The organism is Burkholderia thailandensis E264 (assembly GCF_000012365.1).
GTDB classification, from domain to species: Bacteria; Pseudomonadota; Gammaproteobacteria; order Burkholderiales; family Burkholderiaceae; genus Burkholderia; species Burkholderia thailandensis.
In genome coordinates, this window is record NC_007651.1 from 2898851 (window position 1) to 2925119 (window position 26269).

Annotated in this window: 21 protein-coding genes; 9 read left to right on the forward strand and 12 right to left on the reverse strand. The window is 67.0% G+C overall.

Annotated elements, in window-relative coordinates:
• The 6 genes from BTH_RS25160 to BTH_RS25185 all read right to left on the reverse strand — a co-directional run bounded on the left by BTH_RS25160 (window position 1) and on the right by BTH_RS25185 (window position 4936).
• Entirely contained in the window at window positions 1-1239 is a 1239-nt protein-coding gene (locus BTH_RS25160) for a fimbrial protein (protein ID WP_009891453.1), read from the reverse strand.
• 66 nt (window positions 1240-1305) lie between these two features.
• Entirely contained in the window at window positions 1306-2631 is a 1326-nt protein-coding gene (locus BTH_RS25165; protein WP_009891455.1) for a type II and III secretion system protein family protein, read from the reverse strand.
• A 64-nt stretch (window positions 2632-2695) separates the two neighbouring features.
• Window positions 2696-3607, reverse strand: coding sequence for a Flp pilus assembly protein CpaB (gene cpaB, locus BTH_RS25170; protein ID WP_009891462.1), 912 nt, complete (start codon window positions 3605-3607; stop codon window positions 2696-2698).
• Between the two features lie 85 nt (window positions 3608-3692).
• Window positions 3693-4160: a TadE/TadG family type IV pilus assembly protein gene (locus BTH_RS25175; protein WP_009891464.1), complete on the reverse strand. Its 468-nt coding sequence runs from the start codon at window positions 4158-4160 to the stop codon at window positions 3693-3695.
• Window positions 4157-4657 carry an A24 family peptidase gene (locus tag BTH_RS25180; protein WP_011402411.1) on the reverse strand — a complete coding sequence of 167 codons (501 nt, stop codon included), beginning with the start codon at window positions 4655-4657 and terminating at the stop codon, window positions 4157-4159. Before BTH_RS25180 ends, BTH_RS25175 begins: the two co-directional genes overlap by 4 nt.
• 81 nt (window positions 4658-4738) lie before the next feature.
• Window positions 4739-4936, reverse strand: coding sequence for a Flp family type IVb pilin (locus BTH_RS25185; RefSeq protein ID WP_006026550.1), 198 nt, complete (start codon window positions 4934-4936; stop codon window positions 4739-4741).
• A 639-nt stretch (window positions 4937-5575) separates the two neighbouring features.
• Here BTH_RS25185 and BTH_RS25195 point away from each other — a divergent pair.
• The 4 genes from BTH_RS25195 (at window position 5576) to BTH_RS25210 (ending at window position 11042) form a co-directional block, all read left to right on the forward strand.
• A complete protein-coding gene (locus BTH_RS25195; RefSeq protein ID WP_011402413.1) occupies window positions 5576-7183 on the forward strand; it encodes a collagen-like triple helix repeat-containing protein in 1608 nt (535 codons plus the stop codon).
• 52 nt (window positions 7184-7235) lie between these two features.
• On the forward strand, window positions 7236-8498 hold the full coding sequence (locus BTH_RS25200; protein WP_009891470.1) for a collagen-like triple helix repeat-containing protein: 1263 nt from the start codon (window positions 7236-7238) through the stop codon (window positions 8496-8498).
• A 182-nt stretch (window positions 8499-8680) separates the two neighbouring features.
• A complete protein-coding gene (locus tag BTH_RS25205; protein WP_009891472.1) occupies window positions 8681-10336 on the forward strand; it encodes a ShlB/FhaC/HecB family hemolysin secretion/activation protein in 1656 nt (551 codons plus the stop codon).
• A gap of 244 nt (window positions 10337-10580) precedes the next feature.
• A complete protein-coding gene (locus tag BTH_RS25210; RefSeq protein WP_009891474.1) occupies window positions 10581-11042 on the forward strand; it encodes a DUF2147 domain-containing protein in 462 nt (153 codons plus the stop codon).
• 135 nt (window positions 11043-11177) lie between these two features.
• On the opposite strand, the gene BTH_RS25215 is transcribed toward BTH_RS25210, so the two are convergent.
• The 6 genes from BTH_RS25215 to typA form a co-directional block, all read right to left on the reverse strand.
• Window positions 11178-11588, reverse strand: a complete 411-nt coding sequence (locus tag BTH_RS25215; RefSeq protein WP_009891476.1) for a transposase — start codon at window positions 11586-11588, stop codon at window positions 11178-11180.
• 197 nt (window positions 11589-11785) lie between these two features.
• On the reverse strand, window positions 11786-12883 hold the full coding sequence (gene zapE, locus BTH_RS25220; protein WP_011402415.1) for a cell division protein ZapE: 1098 nt from the start codon (window positions 12881-12883) through the stop codon (window positions 11786-11788).
• Between the two features lie 106 nt (window positions 12884-12989).
• Window positions 12990-14420, reverse strand: coding sequence for a dihydrolipoyl dehydrogenase (gene lpdA / locus BTH_RS25225; RefSeq protein ID WP_009891480.1), 1431 nt, complete (start codon window positions 14418-14420; stop codon window positions 12990-12992).
• 99 nt (window positions 14421-14519) lie between these two features.
• Window positions 14520-15797 (reverse strand): 2-oxoglutarate dehydrogenase complex dihydrolipoyllysine-residue succinyltransferase, encoded by a 1278-nt coding sequence (gene odhB, locus BTH_RS25230; protein WP_011402416.1) that lies wholly within the window; start codon window positions 15795-15797, stop codon window positions 14520-14522.
• A 133-nt stretch (window positions 15798-15930) separates the two neighbouring features.
• Window positions 15931-18795 carry a 2-oxoglutarate dehydrogenase E1 component gene (locus BTH_RS25235; RefSeq protein ID WP_009891486.1) on the reverse strand — a complete coding sequence of 955 codons (2865 nt, stop codon included), beginning with the start codon at window positions 18793-18795 and terminating at the stop codon, window positions 15931-15933.
• A gap of 352 nt (window positions 18796-19147) precedes the next feature.
• Entirely contained in the window at window positions 19148-20974 is a 1827-nt protein-coding gene (typA, locus tag BTH_RS25240) for a translational GTPase TypA (protein WP_009891488.1), read from the reverse strand.
• On the opposite strand from typA, the gene BTH_RS35325 reads away from it, so the two are divergent.
• The 5 genes from BTH_RS35325 (at window position 20927) to BTH_RS25260 (ending at window position 26234) form a co-directional block, all read left to right on the forward strand.
• Entirely contained in the window at window positions 20927-21067 is a 141-nt protein-coding gene (locus BTH_RS35325; protein WP_161654478.1) for a pyridoxal-dependent decarboxylase, read from the forward strand. The genes typA and BTH_RS35325 overlap by 48 nt on opposite strands.
• 199 nt (window positions 21068-21266) lie before the next feature.
• Window positions 21267-21764, forward strand: coding sequence for a MarR family winged helix-turn-helix transcriptional regulator (locus BTH_RS25245; RefSeq protein WP_009891489.1), 498 nt, complete (start codon window positions 21267-21269; stop codon window positions 21762-21764).
• A gap of 87 nt (window positions 21765-21851) precedes the next feature.
• A complete protein-coding gene (locus BTH_RS25250) occupies window positions 21852-23351 on the forward strand; it encodes an efflux transporter outer membrane subunit (RefSeq protein WP_009891491.1) in 1500 nt (499 codons plus the stop codon).
• Window positions 23352-23419: 68 nt separating this feature from the next.
• Window positions 23420-24652 (forward strand): EmrA/EmrK family multidrug efflux transporter periplasmic adaptor subunit, encoded by a 1233-nt coding sequence (locus BTH_RS25255; protein WP_009891493.1) that lies wholly within the window; start codon window positions 23420-23422, stop codon window positions 24650-24652.
• A 22-nt stretch (window positions 24653-24674) separates the two neighbouring features.
• Entirely contained in the window at window positions 24675-26234 is a 1560-nt protein-coding gene (locus BTH_RS25260; protein WP_011402418.1) for a DHA2 family efflux MFS transporter permease subunit, read from the forward strand.
• The last annotated feature ends 35 nt before the right edge of the window (window positions 26235-26269 follow it).

A 26269-nucleotide genomic window follows, 5' to 3' on the forward strand; every position in this document is an offset into this window, starting at 1 on the left:
TTACGACCGCTTGGAGGTGGGTTGAATGAAGCGCCTGAGCGCGGAAAGGCCGCCCGCCGGGCGCGGCGCGGCGGCCCCCGCGCCGCCCGTCGCGCGTTCGACGAGCGGCTCGAGCGCGCGCACGTACGGGTCGCGCTCGGCAACGTCGACGATCAGCTTGCCCTGATTGGCCGCATGCCCGATCGGCACGCGCCGCGACGGCAGCGTCGCGGCGAGCGCGAGCCCGAGGCGCTCGGCGATCTGCGCGGGCGCGAGGCCGAGCGCCGGATCGTACTGGTTGACGACGAGGCGCACGTTGTCCGTGTCCACGCCCGCGTCGCGCAGCGATTCGAGCAGCTCGACGGCCGACACGACGGACGCGACGCCCTGGTCGCACAGGAGCCACGACTCGTCGGCCGCGTTCGCGGTCTGCGCGACGAAATCGCGGTTCGAGAAGCCGCCCAGGTCGACGATCTGGCAATCGAAGAACGCGCGCAGGCGGTTCAGCAGGCCGACGCACGACGCGTAGGACACGTCGCGCAGCCCGGCCAGGTTCGGCGGCAGCGACGTCAGCGCGACGCCGCTCGAATGGCGCGCGAGCGCCGTGTTGACGAAGGTCCGGTCGAAGCGGCGCAGGTTGCGCACCGCCTCGACGAAATCGAATTCGCAGCGCGTGTTCAGGAACAGCGCGCCGTCGCCCGCCGGCAGCCCGAGATCGACGAGCGCCGTCTGGCGGCCCTGCGCCGCCGAGCGTTTTTGCACCAGCACCGACAGGTTCGCGGCGAGCGTGCTCGCGCCCATCCCGGCGCGCGCGCCGAGGAGCGCGATCAGCCGGCCGTGGCGGCTCGGCTGATCGCCGACGTGATCGAGCAGTCCGCGCGTGATCCTGAGCGCGTCCTCGGCGGGCGCGGAAAAGTCGATGAAATCGCGCACGCCCGCGCGCAGCGCCGCGAGCGCGCTTTCCGGCTCGCCGAGCGAGCCGAGCGCGACGATGGGCAGCCCCGGATGCGACACGCGCAGCGCGGCCGCCGCGGCGCTCGCCGCCTGCGCGTGGCCGCCCGAGAAATCGACGAAGACGAGCACCGGATTGAGCCCGGCGATCCGCTGCGCGAGCCCCGCCGGCTCGAGCGGCGCCGGCTCGACCGCGCCGGCCGAAACGAGCGTCTGCGCGAGCCATCGCACATGCTCGCCGTGAGGCGACGCGCAGACGAAGTAGTCGGTGACGGCGGGCTCAGCCAAGGATAATGTTCTCGCGTTCATATTGATGCATTCCGGTTGCGCGCCGCGTCGCGGCGCTCGCGCGTGCGCCGTCGTGGCCTCGCGCGCTCATTTCGAGAACCCCGGCCCCGCGTCCGGCGACAGCACGCCGCCGAGATACGACCGCCACACCGGCCCGTCGCGCTGCTCGGACAACTCGCCGGGCGTCGCGGGCAGCGACGCGTTCTTCGCGATCGGCGCGACGAGATGCGGCGTCACGATGATCACGAGTTCCTTGTCGTTCTGCTGATAACTGAGGTGCTTGAAAAACGTGCCGATGATCGGCAGATCGCCGAGGAACGGCACCTTGTCGACGTTCGAGGTCGTCTCGCGGTCGATCAGCCCGCCGATCACGAAGCTCTCCCCATCGCCCAGCTCGACCGTCGTGTCCGCGCGGCGCGTCGTGAGCGCGGGCACCGTCACGCCGTTGATCGTGATCGAATGGACGAAGTCGAGCTGGCTCGATTCCGGCGCGACCTTCAGCGCGATCCGGCGCGGGCTCAGCACGGTCGGCGTCAGCGTGAGGCCCACGCCGTACGGCTTCCAGTCGATCGAGATCGTGCCGAGCGACTGCGGCACCGGCACCGGAATCTCGCCGCCCGCGAGGAAGCTCGCGCTCTGCCCGGACAGCGCGACGAGCGTCGGCTGCGCGAGCACGCGCGCGAGGTTGTTCGCCTCGAGGATCGACAGATCGGCGAACAGGCCGCGCGTCGCGGAACCGACGACGAGATTGAACGCGGACGCGATCGGAATGTTCGCCGACACCGACATCGACGACGTGCCGCCGCCCGTCACCGACGCGAGGCCGGCGGGCGCGAACGAGCCGAACGTGAAGCCGTTGCTCTGCTTGAAGAAATTCAGGCCCGCCTGCTTGAGCACCGAGCGGCTGAACTCGACGACGCGCACGTCCACCTGCACGACGTTCTTGCCGCCGACTGTCGACGCGTCGACGACGCCGCCGTCCTTGCCCGCCATCCCCTTGCCGACGGCGAGCGCGCGCGCATGCGCGTCGAGCGTCGCGGCCGAGCCGGACACGACCGCCGTGCCGTTGTACGCCTTCACGCTCGGCGAGCCGCCGTCGAGCAGCGCGCGCGCCGCGCCGCTCGCGACGTTGACCGTATAGACCGAGGGCTCGTCGCGGCCGCGCTCCCACACCATCAGGTTCGTCGAGCCGGCCGCCTTCGCGACGAGCAGCACGCCGCCGCGCCCGCCCTTGATGACGACCACGTCGGCGACGCTCGGATCGCCTATCGCGACCCGCTGCACGCCGCGCCCGACGGCGATCTGCCGCTGCGCGCCCGTCGCGAGCTCGATCGTCCCCATCTCGGCCGCGCGCGCGGCGAACGACAGCAACACGCCAAACGCCACCGCCCATGCAATCAGTTTATTTTTCATCGTGTCGGAGACCGGCGCGAGCCGGCCATCTCCCTGCCGTCACTGTTCGAAACCGCTATGTCGATCAATAGGCGAGCGTCTCGGCCCGCCCACCCCGGATCACTTCGATGCTGCCGCCCGCACGCGGCGCGGCCGACGCCGTCGCCACCCTCGCGGGCGCCGCGCGCGGCACTTGCGCGGGCGCGCCGCCGCTGCCCGACAGTTCGCCCAGCACGAGTCCCGTCGCCGCCTCATTCGACGGCCCGCCGGCGCCCGAAGCGCGCATCGCGACCGTGCGCGTGGCCACGTCGTCGTCGCGCGGGCTGCGCAGCGCGAGCACGAGCCGCCCGCTCGCTTCGGCGAGCGTCAGCGCGTCGACCTGCGCGGTCGGCACGGCGAGCACCGCGGTGCGCGCGCCCGCGCCCGTCGGGCCCGGCGTGCCGTCGCGATCGGCCGTCGCGTCGCCGAACGACAGCACGCGCACCCGCGACAACAGCAGCCGCGCCTGCGTTTGCGAGATTTCCGAGCCGGTCGCGCCGAAGCCGCTTTCGCGCTTCAGGTTCACGAACACGTCGACGAAGTTTCCGGGACGCAGCCGGTTGCCCACCGCGTTCGTGTCGTCGACCTTGATCGCGACCGCGCGCTCGCCGGGCGCGATCTGGTCGGCGAGGCCGGACATCAGCTCGCTCTCGAGCACCGGAGCCTGCGCGACGATGTCGTTCGCCGGGATGCGGCCCGTGACGAGGGTTGGATTAGGGAAGGCGCCGGCGATGGGCGCCGGCGTCTGCTGCACTTTCAGCGCATCGGCGGGAATCGGCTGCCCGGCGGGCAGCGCGCGCGTCGCGACGACGACGGGCACCAACGCCGTCGCGACGGCGGGCGCGGCGCCCGGCGCGACGGGCGCCGGCTTGCGCCCGAGCAGCCACGCGTAAATGCCGAGCAGGATCGCGATCCCGATCAGCAACCCCGCGATGATCTTGATCAGATGATTGGCCATGATTGTTATCAGTGCAGCGGCAAGGAAAAACGTTGGAGAAAAACGGCGGCGCGGCGAGTCGGCCCGGCCTAGTCGATCGTGCGTTTCATATGATGTTCGTCGGATTGATCTGCACCGTCGCCTGGCTCGTCAGCGTGTTCGGCAGCACCGCGTCGAACAGCGCGACCGCCGGCACGAGCGGGTTGGCCGCATACGGATACGTGACCGTGACCTGGATACAGTACATCGTCGAATCGTACGAACATGTGTAATTCGACGAAGTCGAGCACGTCGCGCCCGACAGCCAGCCCGTCAGGTTGTTCGCGGCCGTGCACGCGGCCGCGGCGCGCAGGCCGAGCGCCGCCGACTGGGTCTGCGCGACCTGATAGTTGAGCGCGGCGCGCGCGCCCTCCGTCGCGGCGAGCGTCAGGCTCTGCTGCGCGGCGAAGATCATGCCGTACGTAATGATCCCGTACAGGATCAGGAAGAACATCGGAAACAGGATCGCGAATTCGATCGCGGTCGCGCCGCGCTGGCGGCGCGGCGAGCGGAACCGTCCGGGCGCGTGCGTCATCGCGTGCCTCCGGTCTGAATCAGATAGGCGAGCCACGCGGCGGCGGGCGCGACGAGAAACGCCGCATAAGGCGCGGAGCGGCGCGCGCCGAGCGCGAACGCGGGCGCGCCGTTGCGCCCGAGCGAGCCGAGCGGCGTGCGTGTCAGGAGCAGCAGCCCGAGCGCGTGGATACCCGCCGCGACGCTCGCGACGATCCATAGCCGCGGCAACGCCGGCAGCCCGCACCACGCGCCGAGCACCGCGAATACCTTCACGTCGGCGGCGCCCATCAAGCGCAGCGCGAAAAACGGGAAAAGGGAAACGAGACCAACTGCGCCGCCGATCAATGCGCCGACCAATGTCGTTTCGAATGGATTTTGTCGGCAGACTGTAAAAATGATAACGGCGGCGAGACCGGCGAGCACCAATTCGTTGGGAATACGGCGATCGCGACAATCAGCAATTGCAACAGCCGCAGCCCAGGCGAAAAAGAATCCAATACTGAATAGATGAATCATTTCAGCCCCAGCCGCCCAGCGACGCTTGCGGACTGCCGAGGCAATCCGCAATTCGTGGTCATGCGTAATTGGATGTGAAAGTCAGGCCGCCGGCAATTTGCTGGCGATCGTGCTGAACAGCGAGCTGAGATCGGTACCGACCGTGCCGACCGTCGTCGCGATAGCCACCGCGATAAGACCTGCGATCAACCCGTATTCGATCGCGGTTACCCCGGCCTCTTCCTTGAAGAAGCGATGCATCAGTTGTTTCATGTTGATCCTCGTGCCTTGAGTCTTCATTGGCCTTGCTTTTCGCTATCGGCCGACCTTGCCCCGCCAGTCCGGCTTTAATTACTCCGGCTCGGGCGATTTCGTTATAACTCTTTTTTCAAGAGTTTCTAACAATTTGATACAAGTTAACATTCATGTCGGCGGCGTCCTCCTCGTATTCCCTGATGTACTAGGTCGTACAAATAGCGCATGAGCGCATCTTATATCCGAACCTTTTTTTGTTCCACATTTTCGTCAGTTTTGCTCAGACATTATGACCGTGCGCACGCTTATTTTTACGACCTGTCGGTAGGCCTTACACATAAGGACTTACGATAGGTTAGATCTACATACCTAATCCATCAGTAAAACGGACGGTTCAAATATCGACGGCGCGCGCCTGGTTTTTGCCGCGCGTTACGCCGCGCGCGTAACGCGCGGCACGCCGCGTTACGTTACGAACGCATAAAAACCAGCCCTCACCGCACGTACTCCGCCGCCGCCCCTCCGTCATCCCATCCCGTCGCGACCCTTTACCGGCAAGGGTTTGCAGAATCTCCCCGCACGCACCGAAAAGACCGTCCAGCGAAATGGCACGCCAGTTGCAGAGTAATCGTCCGCAAGCGCAGCAAATCAATCAACAGACAACACACCAATGCGAGGACGATGATGAACATCAACACGATTTCCCATGGCACGCTCCGGACGACTTTGATCGCGGCCACCGTGGCAGCCATGCTCTCCCTCTCCGCGTGCGGCGGCTCCGGCACGATCAGCAAGGGGCTCGACGGCTCGGGCTCCGGCGGCGGCAACGCGATTTCCACGACCGGTGACGGCGGTTCCGGCTCGGGCGGCTCGGGCGGCACGAGCGGCTCGGGTTCGGGCGGCACCGGCGGCTCCGGCTCGACGGGCGGCCTGTCGGGCGGCGGCGGCTCCACCTCCGGCGGCGGCTCCACCTCCGGCGGCGGCTCCACGTCGGGCGGCGGCTCGACCTCCGGCGGGACGTCGACCACGTCGAGCATCAACGCGCTCGGCACGGTTGCCGGCAACACGGGCGGCATCATCAGCGGCGCGGGCTCGACCGTATCGGGCCTCGGCACTGTCGTCGGCAGCCAGACGCTGCCGGGCGTGAATCCGCAGACGACGCAGGCGATCGGCGGCGTCGTCCAGAGCCTCGGCGGCGCGGTCAGCGCGCTCGGCTCGGGCGTGACGAGCGGCATCGGCCAGCTCGGCTCGTCGACCAACCCGATCGGCACGACCGTCGCGAGCACGGGCGGCGTGGTCAGCCAGCTCGGCGGCGCCGTCACGCAGACGGGCAACCTCGTGACGAGCCTCGGCACCGGCCCGCTCGCGCCGCTGTCGCCGCTCACGTCGCCGCTCGGCGGCGCGGTCAGCACGCTCGGCAACACGATCACCGCGGGCGGCACGACGCTCACCACCGCGCTGTCGACGGGCCCCGTCCAGCAACTGACGCAGACGGTCAGCTCGGCGATCACGCCGATCACGTCGATGGTCGCGGGCACGACGCAGACGGTCGGCAACGTGACGGGCCTCGGCGCGCCCGTCAACACGCTGCTCGGCACGATCGGCGGCGGCCTGAACCAGGCTGGCGCGCTGATCGCGAAGACGGGCAACAACCCGGTCACGACGGGCCTCGGCCAGACGGTCTCGGCAACCGGCAACACGATCAGCTCGGTCGGCGGCCTGCTGACGGGCGGCACCGGCTCGACGAATCCGCTCGCGCCGATCACGGCCGCCGTCGGCGGCCTGACGGGCACGCTGAGCGGCGTCGGCGGCGCGACGTCGGGCACCCCGCTCGCACCGCTCACGAACGTCGTATCGACGGTCACGGGCGCGCTCTCGGGCGCCGCGGGCAGCGCCGGTTCGAGCTCGCCGCTCGCGCCGCTCACGAACATCGTGTCGACGGTCACGGGCGCGCTCACGAGCGCCGCGGGCAGCGCGGGCGGCGGCAGCAGCCCGCTCGCTCCGGTCACGGGCCTCGTGTCGACCCTCACCGGCGCGCTCTCGGGCGCCACCGGCGGCGCGGCGGCGACGAGCCCGCTCGCCCCCGTCACGAACCTCGTCTCGACCGCGACGGGCGCGCTCGGCGGCGCGACGGCCGCACCGGCGACGAGCACGACGACGAGCGCGACGAACCCGGTCGCAAGCCTCACCGCACCGCTGACCGGCACGAGCAGCGGCACGAGCGGCTCGACCAACCTGCTGTCGCCCGTCACGTCGCTCGTCGGCGGCCTGCTCGGCGGCATCAAGAAGTAGAAGGGCCCGCGCCCATCCAGCAGCATCAGAGAAGACAGCGAGGAGCAGCATCATGAACCAGCAACGTTTCGTCCCGTCGTTCGCGCTCGCGGCTTGGCGCGTTCCGCTCACCGCGCTCGCGACCGCGTGCGTGCTCGCCGCGTGCGGCGGCAGCGACGTCACCGCGCCGCCGTCCGCCGGCGGCGGCAGCACCAGCGGGACCAGCGGCACGAGCGGCACCAGTGGCACGAGCGGCACCAGCGGCACGGCAGGCACGTCGGGCGTCGTCAACACGCTCGGCAAGACCGCGACCGATATCGGCAACACGATCGGCTCGACGAGCGTGCCGGGCCTCGGCAGCGGCGTCACGCAAGGCGTGGGCGCGACGGTCGGCAGCACGGGCGGCATCGTCGACGCCGCGGCGAACGCGCTCAGCAACGGCCTCGGCCAGATCGGCTCGACACAGAATCCGGTCGGCACGACGGTCGCTGGCCTCGGCAACGTCGTGAGCGCCGCGAGCAACACCGTGCAGGGCCTCAGCCAAACGGTGCAGGCGCTCGGCACGGGCCCGCTCGCCCCGCTCTCGCCCGTCACGACGCCGGTGGCGGGTGCGCTCGCGACGGCGGCGAACGGCGTGAACGCGGCCGGCACGATGCTCGGCAACGCGCTGTCGACGGGACCCGTTCAGCAAATCACGCAGCCGATCAGCTCGGCGGTCACGCCGCTCGTCATCACGGCGGGCCAGGTCACGCAGACGGTCGGCACGACGACGGGCGTCGGCCAGCCGGTATCGGGCCTGCTGCAGCAAGTCGGCGGCGCGATCAGCTCGGCCGGCAAGCAGATCGCGGGCACCTCGCCGTCGCAGCCGCTCGTCGGCGACGTCGGCCAGCTCGTGTCGGCGGTCGGCAACACCGTGACGAACGCGGGCGGCCTCGTGAATCCGGCCGCACCGAACGGCGCGGCGCCGATCCCGGGCCTCATCACGAGCCTCGTCGGCGGCTCGACGGCGACGGTCGCGAGCGGCTCGACGAGCTCGGGCTCGACGCTCGGCAGCCCGCTGAGCGGCCTGCTGTCGAGCGTCGGCGGCGGCGCGCTGCCGACCGGCTCGCTCGGCGGCAGCGCGGTGTCGGGCGGCGCGAGCAACCCGCTCGCGCCGATCACGAGCCTCGCGAGCGGCGGCACGGGTGCTGGTACAAACCCGCTCGCGCCCGTCACCGGTTTGCTCAATACTGTCACGGGCTCGCTGTCCGGCGCGACGTCGTCGACGGGCGGCTCGACGGGGCTCCTCGCCCCCGTGACGGGCACGCTCGGCACGCTGGGCAGTTTTGGCAAGTGACGCGAAATACCGCGCGCTCCTTCCGGCAAGGAGCGCGCGGCGCAGTGGCAGTCGGATCAGACGATCAGAACAACGGAAGACCACGTTGCGCGGCCCGCCAGGCGCCGCGCAACGGCATTAGAAGATCACAAGCAAAAAGAGGCCCACGAGGAATCACGATGAAATCCAGACACGACTCTTGGATGCTGCTGCTCGCGCTCGTCGCGGCCGCCGGTGCCGCGCATGCGCAAAGCCGCTCGGGCGGCAATCCGCTCGAAGCGCTGCCGCAGATCAACACGCCGCGCACGCCGAGCGTGACCGTGCAGGTCGCGCCGCAGGAAGTCCAGGTGCAGGCGCTGCTCGCGCGCCATCTGACGCCGACCTCGTTCCAGGTCGAGGGCGTCAAGTCGATTCCGTTCGAAGAGATCTCGCAGCGCTTCACGCCGCTCGTCGGCAAGGACATCACGATCGGCCAGTTGATCGAGACGGCGAACGGCGTGACGAAGCTGTACCAGGAGCGCGGCTACGCACTGTCGTTCGCGTTCGTTCCCGCGCAGACGTTCGAGGGCGGCGTCGTGCGCGTGACGGTCGTCGAGGGCTATGTCGCGAACCTGAAGATCACGGGCCGCCCCGGCGCGATGGAGCCGAAGGTGCGCGCGATCGCCGCGCACATCATGGACGATCGCCCGCTGCGCCGCGCGACGTTCGAGCGCTACGTGAACACGTTCGGCCTGCTGCCCGGCGTGACGGTGAAGGCGAACGTGCCGCCGCCGCAGAATACCGACGGCGCGACGACGCTCGAGCTCAACGTCGATCGCAAGCCGTTCAACGTGAGCGCGGGCCTCAACACGAACAACCCGGGCTTGCAGGGGCTTTTCACCGTGACCGAGAACGGCCTCACGTCGCTCGGCGAGCAGATGAGCATCTCCGCGCTGTTCCCGAAAGGGCCGAACAACCAGACGTACGTATCGTTCAGCGGCGCCGTGCCGATCGGCAGCAACGGCCTCGTCACGCGACTCGACGCAAGCCATTACCGCGGCAATCCGTCTGTCGACCAGACGGTGCTGCCGAACGTGCAGCGCACCGTGATCAACGACAAGCTCGGCTTGTCCGCGTCGTATCCGCTGATGCTGAGCAATCAGCGCAGCCTGCTCGGCACGGTGTCGGGCTATGCGTCGCACAACGAAGACCGCTATCAGAACCGAGGCACGGGCGCGACGATCGGCATGCGCTCGCAGGTGCGCGTGCTGCAGATGCAGCTCGACTACACGAGCGTGCAGCCGAAGCAGGTGCAGAAGCTGAGCTTCAACGTCGCGAAGGCGTTCGACATCCTCGGCGCGTCGAAATCGGGCTTCACGAACCTGCCGGGCGTCGTCGCGACGAACCCCGCCTCGACGACGTTCGTCCGCACGGGCGCGACGTTCGTGCAGACGAACGAATGGCCGTTCAAGATCGGCTCGACCGTGCAGCTCACCGGCCAGTACAGCCCCGATTCGCTGCCGACCACCGAGCAGATCTCGTTCGGCGCGCAGCGTTTCGCGCTCGGCTATCAGCCGGGCGAGACGTCGGGCGATTCGGGATGGGGGGCGTCGCTCGAACTCAATCGCGCGTTCGCGCCAGGCTTCGCATTCCTGAAGAACATCACGCCGTACATCGTGTACGACATGGCGCGGGTGTATCTGCATTCCGGCACGCCGGTGCCGCGCCGCCTGTCGTCGGTCGGGCTCGGCGTGCGCTTGACCGACAACCGCTTCTACAACCTCGACGTATCGATCGCGAAACCCGTCGGCGATGCGCCGATCGAAAGCGCATCGCGCAGCCCGCGCGTGAACGCATCGTTCTCGTATCAGCTCTACTGACGCGCGCCCGCGCCGCGCGCTCGCGCTTCGCGGCCCGTCGCCCGACGGGCCGCGCGCGTTTGCAAGTTTTCAGTTTCCCGTTGCATGTTGCACGTCTTCGCTTCATTCACTTCGATTAGAAGCACTTGTATCAAACGCCGCGCGCGGATTCACGTATTCTGCGCAAAGCTCGCGTGCATCACCGTCCGACGCAGACGGCCCGCGAGCTGACGAAAACGACATCGTGCGATCCAAGGAGGAAGACATGTTTCAAATGACCCGTTCACTGCGCTCGATCACCGTGGCCGGCGCGCTTCTCGCGTGCGCGGCGAGCGCGTTCGCTCAGGCGGACAGCCCGGTCGGCACGTGGCAGACGATCGACGATCACACGGGCAAGCCGAAGGCGCTCGTGCAGATCACCCAAGACTCGAGCGGCGAACTGTCGGGCAAGGTCGTCAAGGGCCTCGGCGAGAACGACACGCCGGACCGCCGCTGCACCGCGTGCACCGACGAGCGCAAGGATCAGCTCATCAAGGGCATGACGATCATCAAGGCGATGAAGAAGGACGGCGAAGGCTGGGACGGCGGCAACATCCTCGACCCGGAAAACGGCAAAATCTACAAGTGCAAGATGAAGCTCGAGGACGCCGGCCAGAAGCTCGTCGTGCGCGGCTACATCGGCATATCGCTGCTTGGCCGTTCGCAGACGTGGACGCGCGCTCAATAAGCGCCCTTCCCTCGTTGCGCAGATCGCCGCTTGCGCGCCGCGTCCCGCGCGCGCCGAGCGGCAAAAACAAAACCGGCCTCGCGCGCGTACGCGAGGCCGGTTTTTTCATGCGCGCGATACGTCGCGCGCGTTGCGTCAGGCGACTTGCTCGAGCGCGTGATCGTGACGCGGCGCGGGCGAGGTCGCCGTCGATGCCGCGCCGCTACGCGCCTGCGCAGCCTTCGAGCGCGCATGCGTGCGCATGCGCAGCGCCATCAGCTCGCAAAGATCGTCGCTCCGCTCGCCGAACAGCTCGATGAGCACGCGCTTCAACGCGCCGGATTCGTACCATGCCTTGAAGCGGCGATGGCAGGTCTGATACGCGGGAAAGCGGCGCGGCATTGCCGACCAGTTCGCGCCGCTGTAGATCACCCAGAGCACGCCGTTCAGCACCGCGCGCGTATCCGCGAGCGGCCTGCCGCGCAATTCCTTGCGCGGGCGCAACTCGGGCAATAGCGGAGCGACGCGCTGCCACTCCTCATCGGTGATATCGCGATACGGCGTCATGTACTTCTCCGTTCATGAAGAACATGACCGCAACGATATCGAGACGAACCGGCGTTGGATACACGACGCGCGCCGATTTAAGAATAGTTAATACCGAATTAACCGAAGTTAACCGTCTGCGCGCGTTTTCGAATTCGGGTCGGTTCGTTCGCGGCGCACGGCGCGCCGAAAGCGCCCCGCCGCCCGCATCACCCGGATCAGGTCAGCGACGTATCGATCAGGCGGCGCGGCGCCTCGAGATATTCCTTCGACTGCATCTCGACGATCCGCGAGACCGTGCGGCTGAATTCGTTCGCCATCGGCCCTTCGACGTAAAGATCGTCCGCCGGCACCGCGGCCGACATCAGCAGCTTCACCTTGTGGTCGTACAGCACGTCGATGAGCCAGGTGAAGCGGCGCGCTTCGGACGCCATCCGCGGCGACATCTGCGGCACGTCGGACAGCACGATCGCATGGAAGCGGCTCGCAAGCTCGAGATAATCGTTCTGCGAGCGCGGGCCGCCGCAGAGCGTCGCGAAATCGAACCAGACGACGCCGTCCGCGCGGCGCAGCGCCTTGATCTCGCGCTTCTCGATGTGCAGGATCGGGCTCTCGTCCGGCACCGCGGCGAGCTGCGCGAACGCATGGCGCAACTCGCGATCGGCTTGCGCGCCGAGCGGCGTGTGATACATCCGCACCTGCGTGAGCGTGCGTTGCCGATAATCGACGCCCGCATCGACGTTCAGCACGTCGAGCCGGTCCTTCAGAAGCGCGATCGCGGGCAGCATCCGGTCGCGATGCAGGCCGTCGGGATAGAGGTCGTCCGGATCGTAGTTGGACGTCATCACGAACTGCACGCCGTTCGAGAACAACCGGTCGAGCAGGCGATACAGGATCATCGCGTCGGCGATGTCCGACACGTGGAATTCGTCGAAGCAGATGAGCCGGTAGCGCTTCGCGATCCGGCGCGCGAGCTCGTCGAGCGGATCGGCCTGCCCTTTGAGCTCCTCCAGCTCGCGATGCACTTCGCGCATGAACTCGTGGAAATGCAGCCGCGTCTTGCGCTGCACCGGCACGACCGCGTAGAAGCTGTCCATCAGGAAGCTCTTGCCGCGCCCGACGCCGCCCCACATGTAGACGCCGCGCGGCAAGTCCGGGCGGATGACGAGTTTCTTGAACGCATTCGAGCGACGCGCCTTGTAGGCAACCCATTCGCCATAGCAACGCTGCAGGCGTTCGACCGCGGCGCGCTGCGCGGCATCGGACTGATAGCCGCGCGTCTTCAGCTCGTGCTCGTAGTATTCGGTGACGTTCATCATGCAAACCGGCAAAAACGAAGGCGAGCGGGAAACCCCGCCCGCCTTCGCCGAGAAACTGCGACGCCGGCCGCGAGGGCCGGCGCGCGGTGCTGCGTTGTCGCGCTTAGCTGTTGAGCGAGCGCTTGTCGACGGCGAGCGCCGCTTCGCGCATCACTTCGGACATCGACGGGTGCGGATGGCAGATGCGGGCGATGTCTTCCGACGCCGCCTTGAACTCCATCGCGACGACGGCTTCGGCGATCAGGTCCGACGCGTTCGCGCCGATCACGTGCACGCCGAGCAGCTCGTCGGTCTTCGCATCCGCGATCATCTTCACGAAGCCGTCCGGCGCGTTCATGCCGAGCGCGCGGCCGTTGATCGAGAACGGGAACTTGCCCGACTTGATCTCGCGGCCCTCGGCCTTCAACTGCTGCTCCGTCTTGCCGACCCACGCGATTTCCGGGTACGTGTAGATCACCCACGGAATGCAGTTGTAGTCGATATGCGGCTTCTGGCCGTCGATCACTTCCGCAACCAGCACGCCCTCGTCTTCCGCCTTGTGCGCGAGCATCGGGCCGCGCACCACATCGCCGATCGCGTACACGTTCGGCACCGCGGTGCGGCAGTGGTCGTCGACGTCGATGAAGCCGCGCTCGTTCACCTTCAGGCCGATCGCCTCGAGGCCGAGGTTGTCGGTGTTCGGCACGCGGCCGACCGACACGATCAGGCGGTCGGCGTCGAGCGTCTTCGCGTTGCCGTCCTTGTCGGTGTAAGCGATCGACACGCCGTTCGCGCTCGTCTTCACTTCGCCGATCTTCACGCCGAGGTGGATGTCGAGGCCCTGCTTCTTGAACAGCTTCGCCGCTTCCTTCGCGAGCGCCTCGTCGGCCGCGCCGAGGAACGCCGGCAGCGCTTCGAGCACCGTCACTTCGGCGCCGAGACGGCGCCACACCGAGCCGAGCTCGAGGCCGATCACGCCCGCGCCGATCACGGCGAGCTTCTTCGGCACCGAGTCGAACGTCAGCGCGCCTTCGTTGTCCGCGACGATCTTGTTGTCGACCGGCACGTTCGGCAGGTGACGCGCCTTCGAGCCCGTCGCGATGATCACGTTCTTCGCGGTGACGACTTCCGTCTCGCCCTCGCCGCTCACCTCGATCTGCACGCCGGCGTCGGTCTTGCCGGCGAACTTGCCGTGGCCCTTGAGCCACGTGATCTTGTTCTTCTTGAACAGGAACTCGATCCCGCCCGTCATCTTCTCGACGATCCCGTCCTTGCGCGCGAGCATCTTCGCGACGTCCATCTTCACGCCGTCGACGCTGATGCCGTGGTCGGCGAGATGGTGCTGCGCGTTCTCGAACTCCTCCGACGACGCGAGCAGCGCCTTCGACGGGATGCAGCCGACGTTCAGGCACGTGCCGCCCAGCTTCAGCGCGCCGGCCGCGTTCTTCCATTTTTCGATGCAGGCAACCGTTTTGCCCAGTTGAGCGGCGCGGATCGCGGCGATATAGCCGCCCGGGCCCGCACCGATCACGACGACGTCAAATTCCTTCGACATGACAATCCTTTGGTTTGGCTCCGGTAAGCCGAGCAGGCGCCTCGCAATGGGCGCCCGCGCGGCCCGCCGGAGCGGTTCGATACGGTGTGAAAAGCGCGCTTACAGGTCGAGCAGCAGGCGCGCCGGATCTTCGAGCGCGTCCTTCATCGCGACGAGCGACAGCACCGCTTCACGGCCGTCGATGATCCGGTGGTCGTACGACAGCGCGAGGTAGTTGATCGGACGGATCACGATCTGGCCGTTCTCCACGACCGGGCGCTCCTTCGTCGCGTGCACGCCGAGGATGGCCGACTGCGGCGGGTTGATGATCGGCGTCGACAGCATCGAGCCGAACACGCCGCCGTTCGAGATCGAGAACGTGCCGCCCGTCATTTCCTCGATCGACAGCTTGCCGTCCTTCGCCTTCTGGCCGAATTCGGCGATCTTCTTCTCGATCTCGGCGAGGCTCAGCTGATCCGCGTTGCGCAGGATCGGCACGACGAGGCCGCGCGGCGAACCGACCGCGATGCCGATGTCGAAGTAGCCGTGGTAGACGATGTCGTTGCCGTCGATCGACGCGTTCACGAGCGGGAACTTCTTCAGCGCGTGAACGGCCGCCTTCACGAAGAACGACATGAAGCCGAGCTTCACGCCGTGTTCCTTCTCGAACTTGTCCTTGTACTTCGCGCGCAGGTCCATCACCGGCTGCATGTTCACTTCGTTGAACGTCGTGAGGATCGCGTTGGTCTGCTGCGATTCGAGCAGACGCTCGGCAATGCGCGCGCGCAGGCGCGACATCGGCACGCGCTGCTCCGGACGGTCGTTGAGCCACGTCGTCGCCGACGCCGGCACCTTCACGTCCGGCAGCGACGGCTTTGCCGCGGCCTTCGCCGGCGCGGCGGCCGGTGCGGCCTTCGGCGCGCTGCCCGCGGACAGCACGTCGCCCTTCGTGATGCGGCCGTCGCGGCCCGAGCCGGCGACGTCGGCGGCGCCCAAGCCCTTCTCGGCCATCAGCTTCGATGCGGCGGGCGACGCGGACGCGGTGCTCGACGCGGCGGCGGCGGCCGGCTGCGCGGCGGGCGCCGGCGCGGCGGCGGGCGCGGCGGCCGGCTGGACTTCGGCCGCGCCTGCTGCCGCTGCGGCCGCACCTGCCTTCGCCTCGGTGTCGATCGTCGCGATCACCTGGTCGGCGACGACCGTGTCACCATCGTTCTGCAGCACTTGCGCGAGCACGCCCGCGGCGGGCGCCGGCACTTCGAGCACGACCTTGTCGGTCTCGAGCTCGATCAGGATTTCGTCTTGCGCGACGGCTTCGCCGGGCTTCTTCTTCCACTGCAGCATGGTCGCTTCCGAAACCGATTCGGAGAGCTGGGGGACTTTGACTTCTACGATAGCCATGTGAATTTCCTGGATGCTTAATCTGGGTAACGACGAGGCGTGCGCGTGCGCTGTCGAATATCGCGGCGCGCGGCGCCTGCGTTCGAAAGCGCGCGGGAAAGCGCACCGCGCCTTCCCGCTTCGCTACGTCTCTTTATTTCGCGATCGATGCGCTCTTCAAGCGGCCGAATGCGCCTTCGACGAGGGCCTTCTGCTGCTCGTAGTGCTTCGCGTAATAGCCGACGGCCGGCGAGGCGGAAGCCGGGCGGCCGCTGTACGCGAGCTTCTGCCCTTCCTTCATGCCTTCCTTCAGGTGGTGTTCGACATAGAACCACGGCCCCTGATTTTGCGGCTCGTCCTGCACCCAGACCACTTCCGTCGCGTTCTCGTACTTCTTCATCTCCGCTTCGAACTGCTTGTGCGCGAACGGGTAGAGCTGCTCGATCCGCACGATCGCGACGTCGTTCGCCTTCGCTTCGCGGCGATGCGCGACGAGGTCGTAATACACGCGGCCCGAGCATGCGATCACGCGCTTGACCTTCTTCGCGTCGATGCCGCCGTCGACTTCGCCCAGCACCGGCTGGAACGAACCCTTCGCGAGCTCCGACAGATCCGACACCGCTTCCTTGTGGCGCAGCAGCGACTTCGGCGTCGCGACGATGAGCGGCTTGCGGAACAGGCGGATCATCTGGCGGCGCAGCAGGTGGAAGATCTGCGCGGGCGTCGTCGGCTGGACGACCTGCATGTTGTGCTCCGCGCACAGCTGCAGGTAGCGCTCAATGCGCGCCGACGAGTGCTCCGGACCCTGGCCTTCATAGCCGTGCGGCAACAGCATCGTGAGACCCGACACGCGGCCCCACTTCACTTCGCCCGACGAGATGAACTGGTCGATCACGACTTGCGCGCCGTTCGCGAAATCGCCGAACTGCGCTTCCCACAGCACGAGCGTGTTCGGCTCGGCGGTCGAGTAGCCGTATTCGAAGCCGAGCACCGCCTCTTCGGACAGCACCGAGTCGATCACGTTGAACTTCGCCTGGCCTTCCGAGACGTTCTGCAGCGGCACGTACGTGCCGTCGTTCCAGCGCTCGCGGTTCTGGTCGTGCAGCACCGCGTGGCGGTGCGTGAACGTGCCGCGGCCCGAATCCTGGCCCGTCAGGCGCACCGCGTAGCCGGACGCGACGAGCGACGCGTACGCGAGGTGCTCGCCCATGCCCCAGTCGAGCGGCTGGTCGCCGCGCGCCATGTTGCGGCGATCGTTGATCACGCGCTCGACGAGCGGGTGGACCTTGAAGTTCTCCGGCACCGTCGTGATGCGTTCGCCGAGGCGCTTGAGCTCGGCGAGCGGCACCGCGGTGTCGGCCGCGTCCGTCCACTTGCGGTTCAGGAACGGCATCCAGTCGACCGCGTACTTGCTCTTGTAGTTCGACAGCACCGGGTCGACCGTATGGTGGCCGTCGTCCATCGCCTTGCGGTACGCCTTCACGAAGCCGTCCGCGTCTTCGGCGCTGATCACGCCTTGCTGGACGAGCTTCTCCGCGTACAGCGCGCGGGTGCCCGGGTGCTGCGCGATCTTCTTGTACATCAGCGGCTGCGTGACGGCCGGCGTGTCCTGCTCGTTGTGGCCGAGCTTGCGGAAGCAGACGATGTCGATCACGACATCCTTGTGGAACTGCATCCGGTAGTCGATCGCGATCTGCGTCGCGAGGACCACGGCTTCCGGATCGTCGCCGTTCACGTGCAGCACCGGCGCCTCGATCATCTTGACGACGTCCGTGCAGTACAGCGTCGAGCGCGCGTCGCGCGGGTCCGACGTCGTGAAGCCGATCTGGTTGTTGATGACGATGTGCAGCGTGCCGTGCGTGCCGTAACCGCGCGTCTGCGCGAGGTTGAGCGTTTCCATCACGACGCCCTGGCCCGCGAACGCCGCGTCGCCGTGGATCTGCACGGGCAGCACCTGCAGGCCGTCGGCGTCGCCGCGGCGGTCCATCCGCGCCTTCGCGGAACCTTCGACCACCGGGTTCACGATTTCGAGGTGCGACGGGTTGAACGCGAGCGACAGGTGGACCGGGCCGCCTTCCGTCGCGATGTCGGACGAGAAGCCCTTGTGGTACTTCACGTCGCCGGCCGGCAGGTCGTCGACGTGCTTGCCTTCGAATTCGGCGAACAGATCCGCCGGCATCTTGCCGAGCGTGTTCACGAGCACGTTCAGGCGGCCGCGGTGCGCCATGCCGATGACGATTTCCTGCACGCCCTTCGAGCCCGCGTGCTGGACGACTTCGTCCATCGCCGCGATGAAGCTCTCGCCGCCTTCGAGCGAGAAGCGCTTCTGGCCGACGTACTTCGTGTGCAGATAGCGCTCGAGGCCTTCGCCCGCCGTCAGACGGTTCAGGATGTGCTTCTTCTTGTCGGCCGAGAAGTTCGGCGTCGCACGGGTCGACTCCAGACGCTCCTGCCACCAGCGCTTCTGCTCGGGATCGCTGATGTACATGAACTCGGCGCCGATCGTGCCGCAGTACGTGTCGCGCAGCCCCTTGACGATGTCGCGCAGCGACGCCTGCTCGAACCCGAAATACAGGTTGCTCGCGCTGAACGTCTGGTCAAGGTCGGCTTCGGAGAAATCGTAGAACGCGGGTTCCAGTTCCGGAATCGCGGGGCGTTCGCGGCGCTTCAGGGGATCGAGGTTGGCCCATTGCGAGCCGAGGAAGCGATACGCGCTGATGAGGGACTGAACGTGAACTTGCTTGCGGGCGGTGGCGAGATTGGCACCGCTTTCGCGCGGGATGAAAGCGTTGGCTTTCGCGCGCTGGGCGAACGACTCGACGATCGGGTTATGAGCCACGTCGCTCGCATTCGAGCCGTCGGTTGCGGGGACGTTTTGCAGCGCGTCGAAATATTCGCGCCAATTGTCCGGCACCGACGCCGGATTATCCAAATAGGCTTCGTACAGTTCTTCAACATACGAAGCATTGCCGCCGAACAAATATGAGTTCAGCTGGAACTGCTTCATTACATCTGACATTTGACGCTCACCTTTCTTCGAGCTTCTCGAGAAATAGCGGGTTACTCAACCTTCCGCGACACGGCCTGACCGTTTAGCGGATTGCGCGAATCAAGTCTTGCTTGGAAGGACCTAAAACTTGCGTGCGCGCAGCATAGCACAAAAAACCCTGCGGCGAGCACGGCGATAGCGCCCTGAAAGCCCGCCGCGACGGGCTTTCGCGCGCATCGCGCATATTCGCGCCGGAGCCCGTAACACTGTTTTTCAAACGGCGTGCCGCCGCCTTTTCGCGGATGCGAAAAAGCCGCCCGGAGGCGGCTTTTTCGATGCGCGGCGAATGCGGCGCAACGCTCGGGCGGCGCGCGGCGAACGCTCAGCCGGCTTCGGCCTCGCGGCTCGCGCGGCGACGCTCATGCTCCTTCAGGTGACGCTTGCGCAGGCGGATCGACTGCGGCGTCACCTCGACGAGCTCGTCGTCATCGATGAACTCGACCGCGTATTCGAGCGACATCTGGATCGGCGGCACGAGACGCACCGCTTCGTCGGTGCCCGACGCGCGCACGTTGGTCAGTTGCTTGCCCTTGATCGGATTCACGACGAGGTCGTTGTCGCGGCTGTGAATGCCGATGATCATGCCCTCGTAAAGCGCGTCGCCCGGCTTCACGAACATGCGGCCGCGATCCTGCAGCTTCCACAGCGCGTACGCCACCGCAGCGCCGTCGTCCTGCGAGATCAGCACGCCGTTGCGGCGCTCGCCGACCGAGCCTTCCTTGACGGGCGCGTACGAATCGAAGATGTGGCTCATCAGGCCCGTGCCGCGCGTGAGCGTCAGGAATTCGCCCTGGAAGCCGATCAGGCCGCGCGCCGGAATCCGGTATTCGAGACGCGTGCGGCCGCGCCCGTCGGACACCATGTCGAGCATTTCGCCCTTGCGGCGGCCGAGCTCCTCCATCACGCCGCCCTGGTGCTCGTCCTCGAGGTCGACCGTCAGCAGCTCGTACGGCTCGTGCTTGACGCCGTCGATCTCCTGCATCACGACGCGCGGACGCGACACCGCAAGCTCGTAGCCCTCGCGGCGCATGTTCTCGACGAGGATCGTCAGGTGCAGCTCGCCGCGGCCCGACACCTCGAACACGGTTTCGTCGCCCGTGTCCTTCACGCGCAGCGCGACGTTGTGGTTCAGCTCCTTCATCAGGCGGTCGCGGATCTGGCGGCTCGTCACGAACTTGCCTTCGCGGCCGGCGAGCGGCGACGAGTTGACGAGGAAGTTCATCGTCAGCGTCGGCTCGTCGACGGTGATCATCGGCAACGCCTCGGGCACGTCCACCGCGCAGATCGTCGCGCCGATGCCGACATCCTCGATGCCGTTGATCAGCACGATGTCGCCCGCCTCGGCCGACTCCACCTGCACGCGCTCGAGCCCCTTGAACGACAGCACCTGGTTGATCTTGCGGTTCAGCACCTCGCCCTCCGGGCCGAAGCGCATCGCAACCGGCTGGCCCGGCTTGATGCGCCCGCGCGTGATGCGGCCCACGCCGATGCGCCCGACGTACGTCGAATAGTCGAGCGACGTGATCTGCAACTGCAGCGGCGCCTCCGGATCGGCCGGACGGACCGGCACGTGCTCGAGAATCGCCTCGAAGAGCGGGCGCATGTCGCCGTCGCGCGCGGCCGGATCGAGCGACGCGTAACCGTTCAGGCCCGATGCGTAGACGATCGGGAAGTCGAGCTGCTCCTCGGTCGCGCCGAGCTTGTCGAACAGGTCGAAGGTCTGGTTGATCACCCAGTCGATGCGCGCGCCCGGGCGGTCGATCTTGTTGATCACGACGATGGGCTTCAGGCCGAGCGCGAGCGCCTTCTTCGTCACGAAGCGGGTCTGCGGCATCGGGCCCTCGACCGCATCGACGAGCAGCAGCACCGAGTCGACCATCGACAGCACGCGCTCCACTTCGCCGCCGAAGTCCGCGTGCCCTGGCGTGTCGACGATGTTGATGTGCGTGCCCTCGTATTCGACCGCGCAGTTCTTCGCGAGAATCGTGATCCCGCGCTCCTTTTCGATGTCGTTCGAGTCCATCACCCGCTCGGCAATCTGCTGGTTCTCGCGGAAGGTGCCGGACTGGCGGAGCAGTTGGTCGACGAGCGTCGTCTTGCCGTGGTCGACGTGGGCGATGATGGCGATGTTGCGAAGGGCGCGGGTCATAGAAACCTGGAAACGGATGGAACGCGCAAGCGCGCGCGCACCGTTTTGCTCGATGCGCGCGCGATTTGCAGCTTGGAAAGCCTGAAATTATAGCACGTCAAGATGTCGCGGACTGCGCCATCCATTGCCTCGCGGCATCGGCGCAACCGCGCGAGCGTCCGCCGATGGGCCCACTCGCATCAGGGCCATTTTTGCGGATCTGCAACCAAATCCCGCTTCAATTAACATTTGCCGCAGCAACTAATCGCGCCTATACTGCTGCCTAGTCAACTATTGCAGCTTCAGAGAATTTATGTCGGATCCCTCTTCTCCGCAGCCCGATCAGGCTCTGTCCCTGTACCAGATCAACGACAGCGTCGGCTACCTGATGTCGCGCGTGAAATCGCTAATGACGAACATGGTCACGCAGCGCACGCAGACCGAGCTCGGCATCACCGGCACGCAGGCGACGATGCTGTTCATGCTCGCCGTCGGCAAATGTTCGACGGCGGCCGAGCTGGCGCGCGAATACGGCATCGATGCGAGCGCGATCACGCGCCTGCTCGATCGCGTCGAGAAGCGCGGCTTGCTGCAACGGGTGCGCAGCAGCGAAGACCGGCGCGTCGTGCGGCTCGAGCTGACCGACGAGGGGCGCGAACTCACGAAGCGCATGCCGGAGATCTTTCGCAGCGTGCTCGATCAGGTGCTCGAAGGCTTCACGCCCGAGGAAGTCGGCTTCCTCAAGAGCATGCTGCGCCGCATTCTCGTCAATTCCGGCGAATGTCCGGGCTCGACCGGAAGCACGTCGTAAATATTGCCACAACAAGTAATTCAGACAGATAAATGTAAGGAAATCCTTGCAGTGTCCATTATTCATTCCGAGTCAGGAAACACAGCGATGAAAACCTTCCCGTTGTCCGCTTGCCGAACCGCCACGGCCGTCGCGGTCGCCGTGCTCGCGCTCGCGGGATGCGCGAACTATTTCGGCATCAAGAGCGACAAGGCGATCGCGCCCGCGACGCAGTTCGAGAGCGCGCAGAGCCTGCCGGCGCAAGGCGGCCGGTGGCCGTCGCTCGACTGGGCGAACCAGTTCGGCGATCCGCAACTGCCCAAGCTGATCGACGAGGCGCTCGAAGGCAATCCGACGATCGCGCAAGCGCAGGCGCGCATCGCGAAGGCATCGTCGTACATCGAATCGTCGCGCTCGACGCTGCTGCCGAAGGCGGACGCGAAGTACTCGTGGACCCGCGAGCTGTATTCGAGCAACGCCCTCGTCCCGCCGCCCTTCGGCGGTCAGTGGTACAGCGAGAACAACGCGCTCGCGAGCGCGTCGTGGGAACTCGACCTGTGGGGCAAGAACCGCGCGCGCCTCAATGCGGCCGTGTCGCAGGAAAAGGCCGCCGAAGCCGACATGCAGCAGGCGCGCGTGACGCTCGCGACGTCGGTCGCGCGCACGTACAACCAGCTCGCGCAGTTGTACGCGCTGCGCGACATCGCCGAGCGCGAGATCTCGAACCGGCAGACGGTCGGCAAGATCACCGACGGCCGCGTCGGCGCGGGCCTCGACACGAACGTCGAGCGCCAGACCGCGCTCGGCAACATCGCGACGAGCCAGTCGACGCTGTCCGATCTCGACGGCCAGATCACGAACGTCCGCTATCAGCTCGCCGCGCTGCTCGGCAAGGGCCCGGACCGCGGGCTGCAGATTGCCGCGCCGGTGCTGAGCCCGGGCGGCGGGGTCGCGCTGCCGGACAACCTGCCCGCCGATCTCGTATCGCGCCGCCCGGACCTCGTCGCCGCGCGCTGGCAAGTCGAGGCGGCGATGCACGACGTGAAGGAAGCGAAGGCCGAGTTCTTCCCGGACATCAATCTTGCGGCGGGCCTCGGCTTCGACGCGTTCGGCTGGGGCCGCTTCCTGAACTTCGCGAGCCGCCAGGCGCAATTCGGCCCGGCGATCCATCTGCCGATCTTCGACGGCGGCGCGCTGCGCGCGCAACTGAAGGGCCGCTACGCGGACTTCGATCTGTCGGTCGCGAACTACAACCAGACGCTCGTGAGCGCGCTGAACGACGTCGCGACGCAAGTCGCGTCGATCCGCTCGATCGACACGCAGATGGGCGACGCGCAGCGCGCGCTCGATGCGTCGACGCGCGCGTACGAGCTCGCGGTGATCCGCTACAAGGCGGGCCTGTCGCCGCAGCTGCAGGTGCTGAACGCGGACAGCAACCGGCTCGCCGCCGAGCAGACGGTGACGAACCTGAAGATGCGCCGCCGCGATCTGCAGATCGGTCTCGTGAAGGCGCTCGGCGGCGGCTTCGACGCGACCGGCACGCGGCTCGCCACGCCCGCACCGGCAGTGGCGGCGGCCGCCGCACCCGCGCGGCACGCGTCGAACTGACCCGCATCATTCCCGGCACGCCGGATTCATCGCTTCAATCGCTTAGATACAAGACGGAGAAACTCGCCATGAGCGACCCTCAACAAAACGCAGCGCCCGCGCAGCCGCAGAACAACGGCAAGCGCAAGCGGATGATGACGCTGCTCGTCGTGGTGATCGCGATCGCCGCGATCGCGTACGGCCTCTATTACCTGCTCGTCGCGCGCTTCCACGAAACCACCGATGACGCCTACGTGAACGGCAACGTCGTGCAGATCACGCCGCAGGTGACGGGCACCGTGATCGCGGTAAAGGCGGACGACACGCAGACCGTGAAGGCGGGCGACCCGCTCGTCGTGCTCGATCCGGCCGATTCCCAGGTCGCGCTGCAGCAGGCCGAGGCGAACCTCGCACAGACGGTGCGCCAGGTGCGCGGCCTCTATGTGAACGACGATCAATACCGCGCGCAGGTCGCGCTGCGCCAGTCGGATCTGTCGAAGGCGCAGGACGATCTGCGCCGCCGGCTCGCCGTCGCGCAAACGGGCGCCGTATCGCAGGAGGAAATCTCGCACGCGCGCGACGCGGTGAAGGCGGCTCAGGCATCGCTCGACGCAGCCAACCAGCAACTCGCGTCGAACCGCGCGCTCACCGCGAACACGACTATCGCCAATCACCCGAACGTGCTCGCCGCCGCCGCGAAGGTCCGCGACGCGTACCTGAACAACGCGCGCAACACGCTGCCCGCGCCCGTCGCGGGCTACGTCGCGAAGCGCTCGGTGCAGGTCGGCCAGCGCGTGTCGCCGGGCACGCCGCTGATGTCGGTCGTGCCGCTGAACGCCGTGTGGATCGACGCGAACTTCAAGGAAGTGCAACTGAAGCACATGCGCATCGGGCAGCCGGTCGAGCTGACGGCCGACATCTACGGCTCGTCGGTCAAGTACCACGGCAAGGTGGTCGGCTTCTCGGCGGGCACGGGCGCGGCATTCTCGCTGCTGCCGGCGCAGAACGCGACGGGCAACTGGATCAAGGTCGTCCAGCGCCTGCCGGTGCGCATCGAGCTCGATCCGAAGGAGCTGAAGGATCATCCGCTGCGCATCGGCCTGTCGATGCAGGTCGACGTCGACATCAAGGACGAAAGCGGCAACCAGCTCGGCAACGTGCAGAACACCGTCTACGAAACCGACGTGTTCGCGAAATACGGCGACGAAGCGAACGCCGAGATCGCGCGCATCATCGAGCAGAACGCGGGCGGCGGTGCGCCGACGCCGACGCCGGCGCCGGCGGCGAAGGTCGTCGGCGGCCGCACGTCGAACCTGATGTAAGCGCCGCCGGGTCGGACCAAGCATGGCACAGCCACACGCTCCCCTTCCTCCGCTCAAGGGCGGACAGCTGATACTCGGCACGATCGCGGTATCGCTCGCCGTGTTCATGAACGTGCTCGACACGTCGATCGCCAATGTCGCGATCCCGACGATCTCGGGCGACCTCGGCGTGTCGTCCGACCAGGGCACCTGGGTCATCACGTCGTTCGCGGTCGCGAATGCGATCTCGGTGCCGCTCACGGGCTGGCTGACCGATCGCATCGGTCAGGTGCGCCTGTTCCTCGCGTCGATCATCCTGTTCGTGATCTCGTCCTGGATGTGCGGACTCGCGCCGACGCTGCCGTTCCTGCTCGCATCGCGCGTGCTGCAGGGCGCGGTCGCCGGCCCGATGATCCCGCTGTCGCAAGCGCTGCTGCTGTCGAGCTATCCGCGCGCGAAAGCGCCGATGGCGCTCGCGCTCTGGTCGATGACGACGCTGATCGCGCCCGTCGCCGGCCCGATTCTCGGCGGCTGGATCTCGGACAACTACTCGTGGCCGTGGATCTTCTATGTGAACATTCCGGTCGGCATCGCCGCCGCGGCCGTCACGTGGATGATCTACCGCAGCCGCGAGTCGGCCGTGCGCCGCGCGCCGATCGACGGCGTCGGGCTCGCCCTTCTCGTGATCTGGGTCGGCTCGCTGCAGATCATGCTCGACAAGGGCAAGGACCTCGACTGGTTCGCGTCGACGACGATCGTCGTGCTCGCGCTCACCGCGCTGATCGCGTTCGCGTTCTTCGTCGTCTGGGAATTGACGGCCGAGCATCCGGTCGTCGACCTGTCGCTGTTCCGGATGCGCAACTTCTCCGGCGGCACGATCGCGCTGTCGGTCGGCTACGGGCTCTACTTCGGCAACCTCGTGCTGCTGCCGCTGTGGCTTCAGACGCAGATCGGCTACACGGCGACCGACGCGGGGCTCGTGATGGCGCCCGTCGGCTTCTTCGCGATCCTGCTGTCGCCGCTCACGGGCAAGTTCCTGTCGCGCACCGATCCGCGCTACATTGCAACGGCCGCGTTCCTCACGTTCGCGCTGTGCTTCTGGATGCGCTCGCGCTATACGACGGGCGTCGACGAATGGTCGCTGATGGCGCCGACCTTCGTGCAAGGTATCGCGATGGCGGGCTTCTTCATCCCGCTCGTGTCGATCACGCTGTCCGGTCTGCCCGGCCATCGGATTCCTGCGGCGTCGGGCCTGTCGAACTTCGTGCGGATCATGTGCGGCGGCATCGGAACGTCGATCTTCCAGACCGCGTGGGACCATCGGAACAACTTCCACCACGCGCAACTCGTCGAGCAGGCGAACCCGTACAACCCGACGTTCAGCCAGGCGGTCACGCAGATGGGACAGCTCGGGCTCACGCGCGAGCAAGCGCACGGGCTCATCAACAACATGGCGACGCAGCAGGCCGCGCAACTGGGCGTGAACGATCTGTTCTACATCTCGGCCGCGATCTTCGTGCTGCTGATCGCGCTCATCTGGATCACGAAGCCCGAGCGCGCGGGCGGCGGCGATTCGAGCGCGGCGGCGTCGGCCGCGCACTGAGCGGCGTCACACGTGGCGCGTCACGCGTGGCGCGC

Bases quoted from the DNA above. Each gene is read 5' to 3' on its own strand.
- BTH_RS25160 (WP_009891453.1), bottom strand. From the start codon at position 1,239: ATGAACGCGAGAACATTATCCTTGGCTGAGCCCGCCGTCACCGACTAC.
- BTH_RS25165 (WP_009891455.1), bottom strand. From the start codon at position 2,631: ATGAAAAATAAACTGATTGCATGGGCGGTGGCGTTTGGCGTGTTGCTG.
- cpaB (WP_009891462.1), bottom strand. From the start codon at position 3,607: ATGGCCAATCATCTGATCAAGATCATCGCGGGGTTGCTGATCGGGATC.
- BTH_RS25175 (WP_009891464.1), bottom strand. From the start codon at position 4,160: ATGACGCACGCGCCCGGACGGTTCCGCTCGCCGCGCCGCCAGCGCGGC.
- BTH_RS25180 (WP_011402411.1), bottom strand. From the start codon at position 4,657: ATGATTCATCTATTCAGTATTGGATTCTTTTTCGCCTGGGCTGCGGCT.
- BTH_RS25185 (WP_006026550.1), bottom strand. From the start codon at position 4,936: ATGAAGACTCAAGGCACGAGGATCAACATGAAACAACTGATGCATCGC.
- BTH_RS25195 (WP_011402413.1), top strand. From the start codon at position 5,576: ATGAACATCAACACGATTTCCCATGGCACGCTCCGGACGACTTTGATC.
- BTH_RS25200 (WP_009891470.1), top strand. From the start codon at position 7,236: ATGAACCAGCAACGTTTCGTCCCGTCGTTCGCGCTCGCGGCTTGGCGC.
- BTH_RS25205 (WP_009891472.1), top strand. From the start codon at position 8,681: ATGCTGCTGCTCGCGCTCGTCGCGGCCGCCGGTGCCGCGCATGCGCAA.
- BTH_RS25210 (WP_009891474.1), top strand. From the start codon at position 10,581: ATGTTTCAAATGACCCGTTCACTGCGCTCGATCACCGTGGCCGGCGCG.
- BTH_RS25215 (WP_009891476.1), bottom strand. From the start codon at position 11,588: ATGACGCCGTATCGCGATATCACCGATGAGGAGTGGCAGCGCGTCGCT.
- zapE (WP_011402415.1), bottom strand. From the start codon at position 12,883: ATGAACGTCACCGAATACTACGAGCACGAGCTGAAGACGCGCGGCTAT.
- lpdA (WP_009891480.1), bottom strand. From the start codon at position 14,420: ATGTCGAAGGAATTTGACGTCGTCGTGATCGGTGCGGGCCCGGGCGGC.
- odhB (WP_011402416.1), bottom strand. From the start codon at position 15,797: ATGGCTATCGTAGAAGTCAAAGTCCCCCAGCTCTCCGAATCGGTTTCG.
- BTH_RS25235 (WP_009891486.1), bottom strand. From the start codon at position 18,795: ATGTCAGATGTAATGAAGCAGTTCCAGCTGAACTCATATTTGTTCGGC.
- typA (WP_009891488.1), bottom strand. From the start codon at position 20,974: ATGACCCGCGCCCTTCGCAACATCGCCATCATCGCCCACGTCGACCAC.
- BTH_RS25245 (WP_009891489.1), top strand. From the start codon at position 21,267: ATGTCGGATCCCTCTTCTCCGCAGCCCGATCAGGCTCTGTCCCTGTAC.
- BTH_RS25250 (WP_009891491.1), top strand. From the start codon at position 21,852: ATGAAAACCTTCCCGTTGTCCGCTTGCCGAACCGCCACGGCCGTCGCG.
- BTH_RS25255 (WP_009891493.1), top strand. From the start codon at position 23,420: ATGAGCGACCCTCAACAAAACGCAGCGCCCGCGCAGCCGCAGAACAAC.
- BTH_RS25260 (WP_011402418.1), top strand. From the start codon at position 24,675: ATGGCACAGCCACACGCTCCCCTTCCTCCGCTCAAGGGCGGACAGCTG.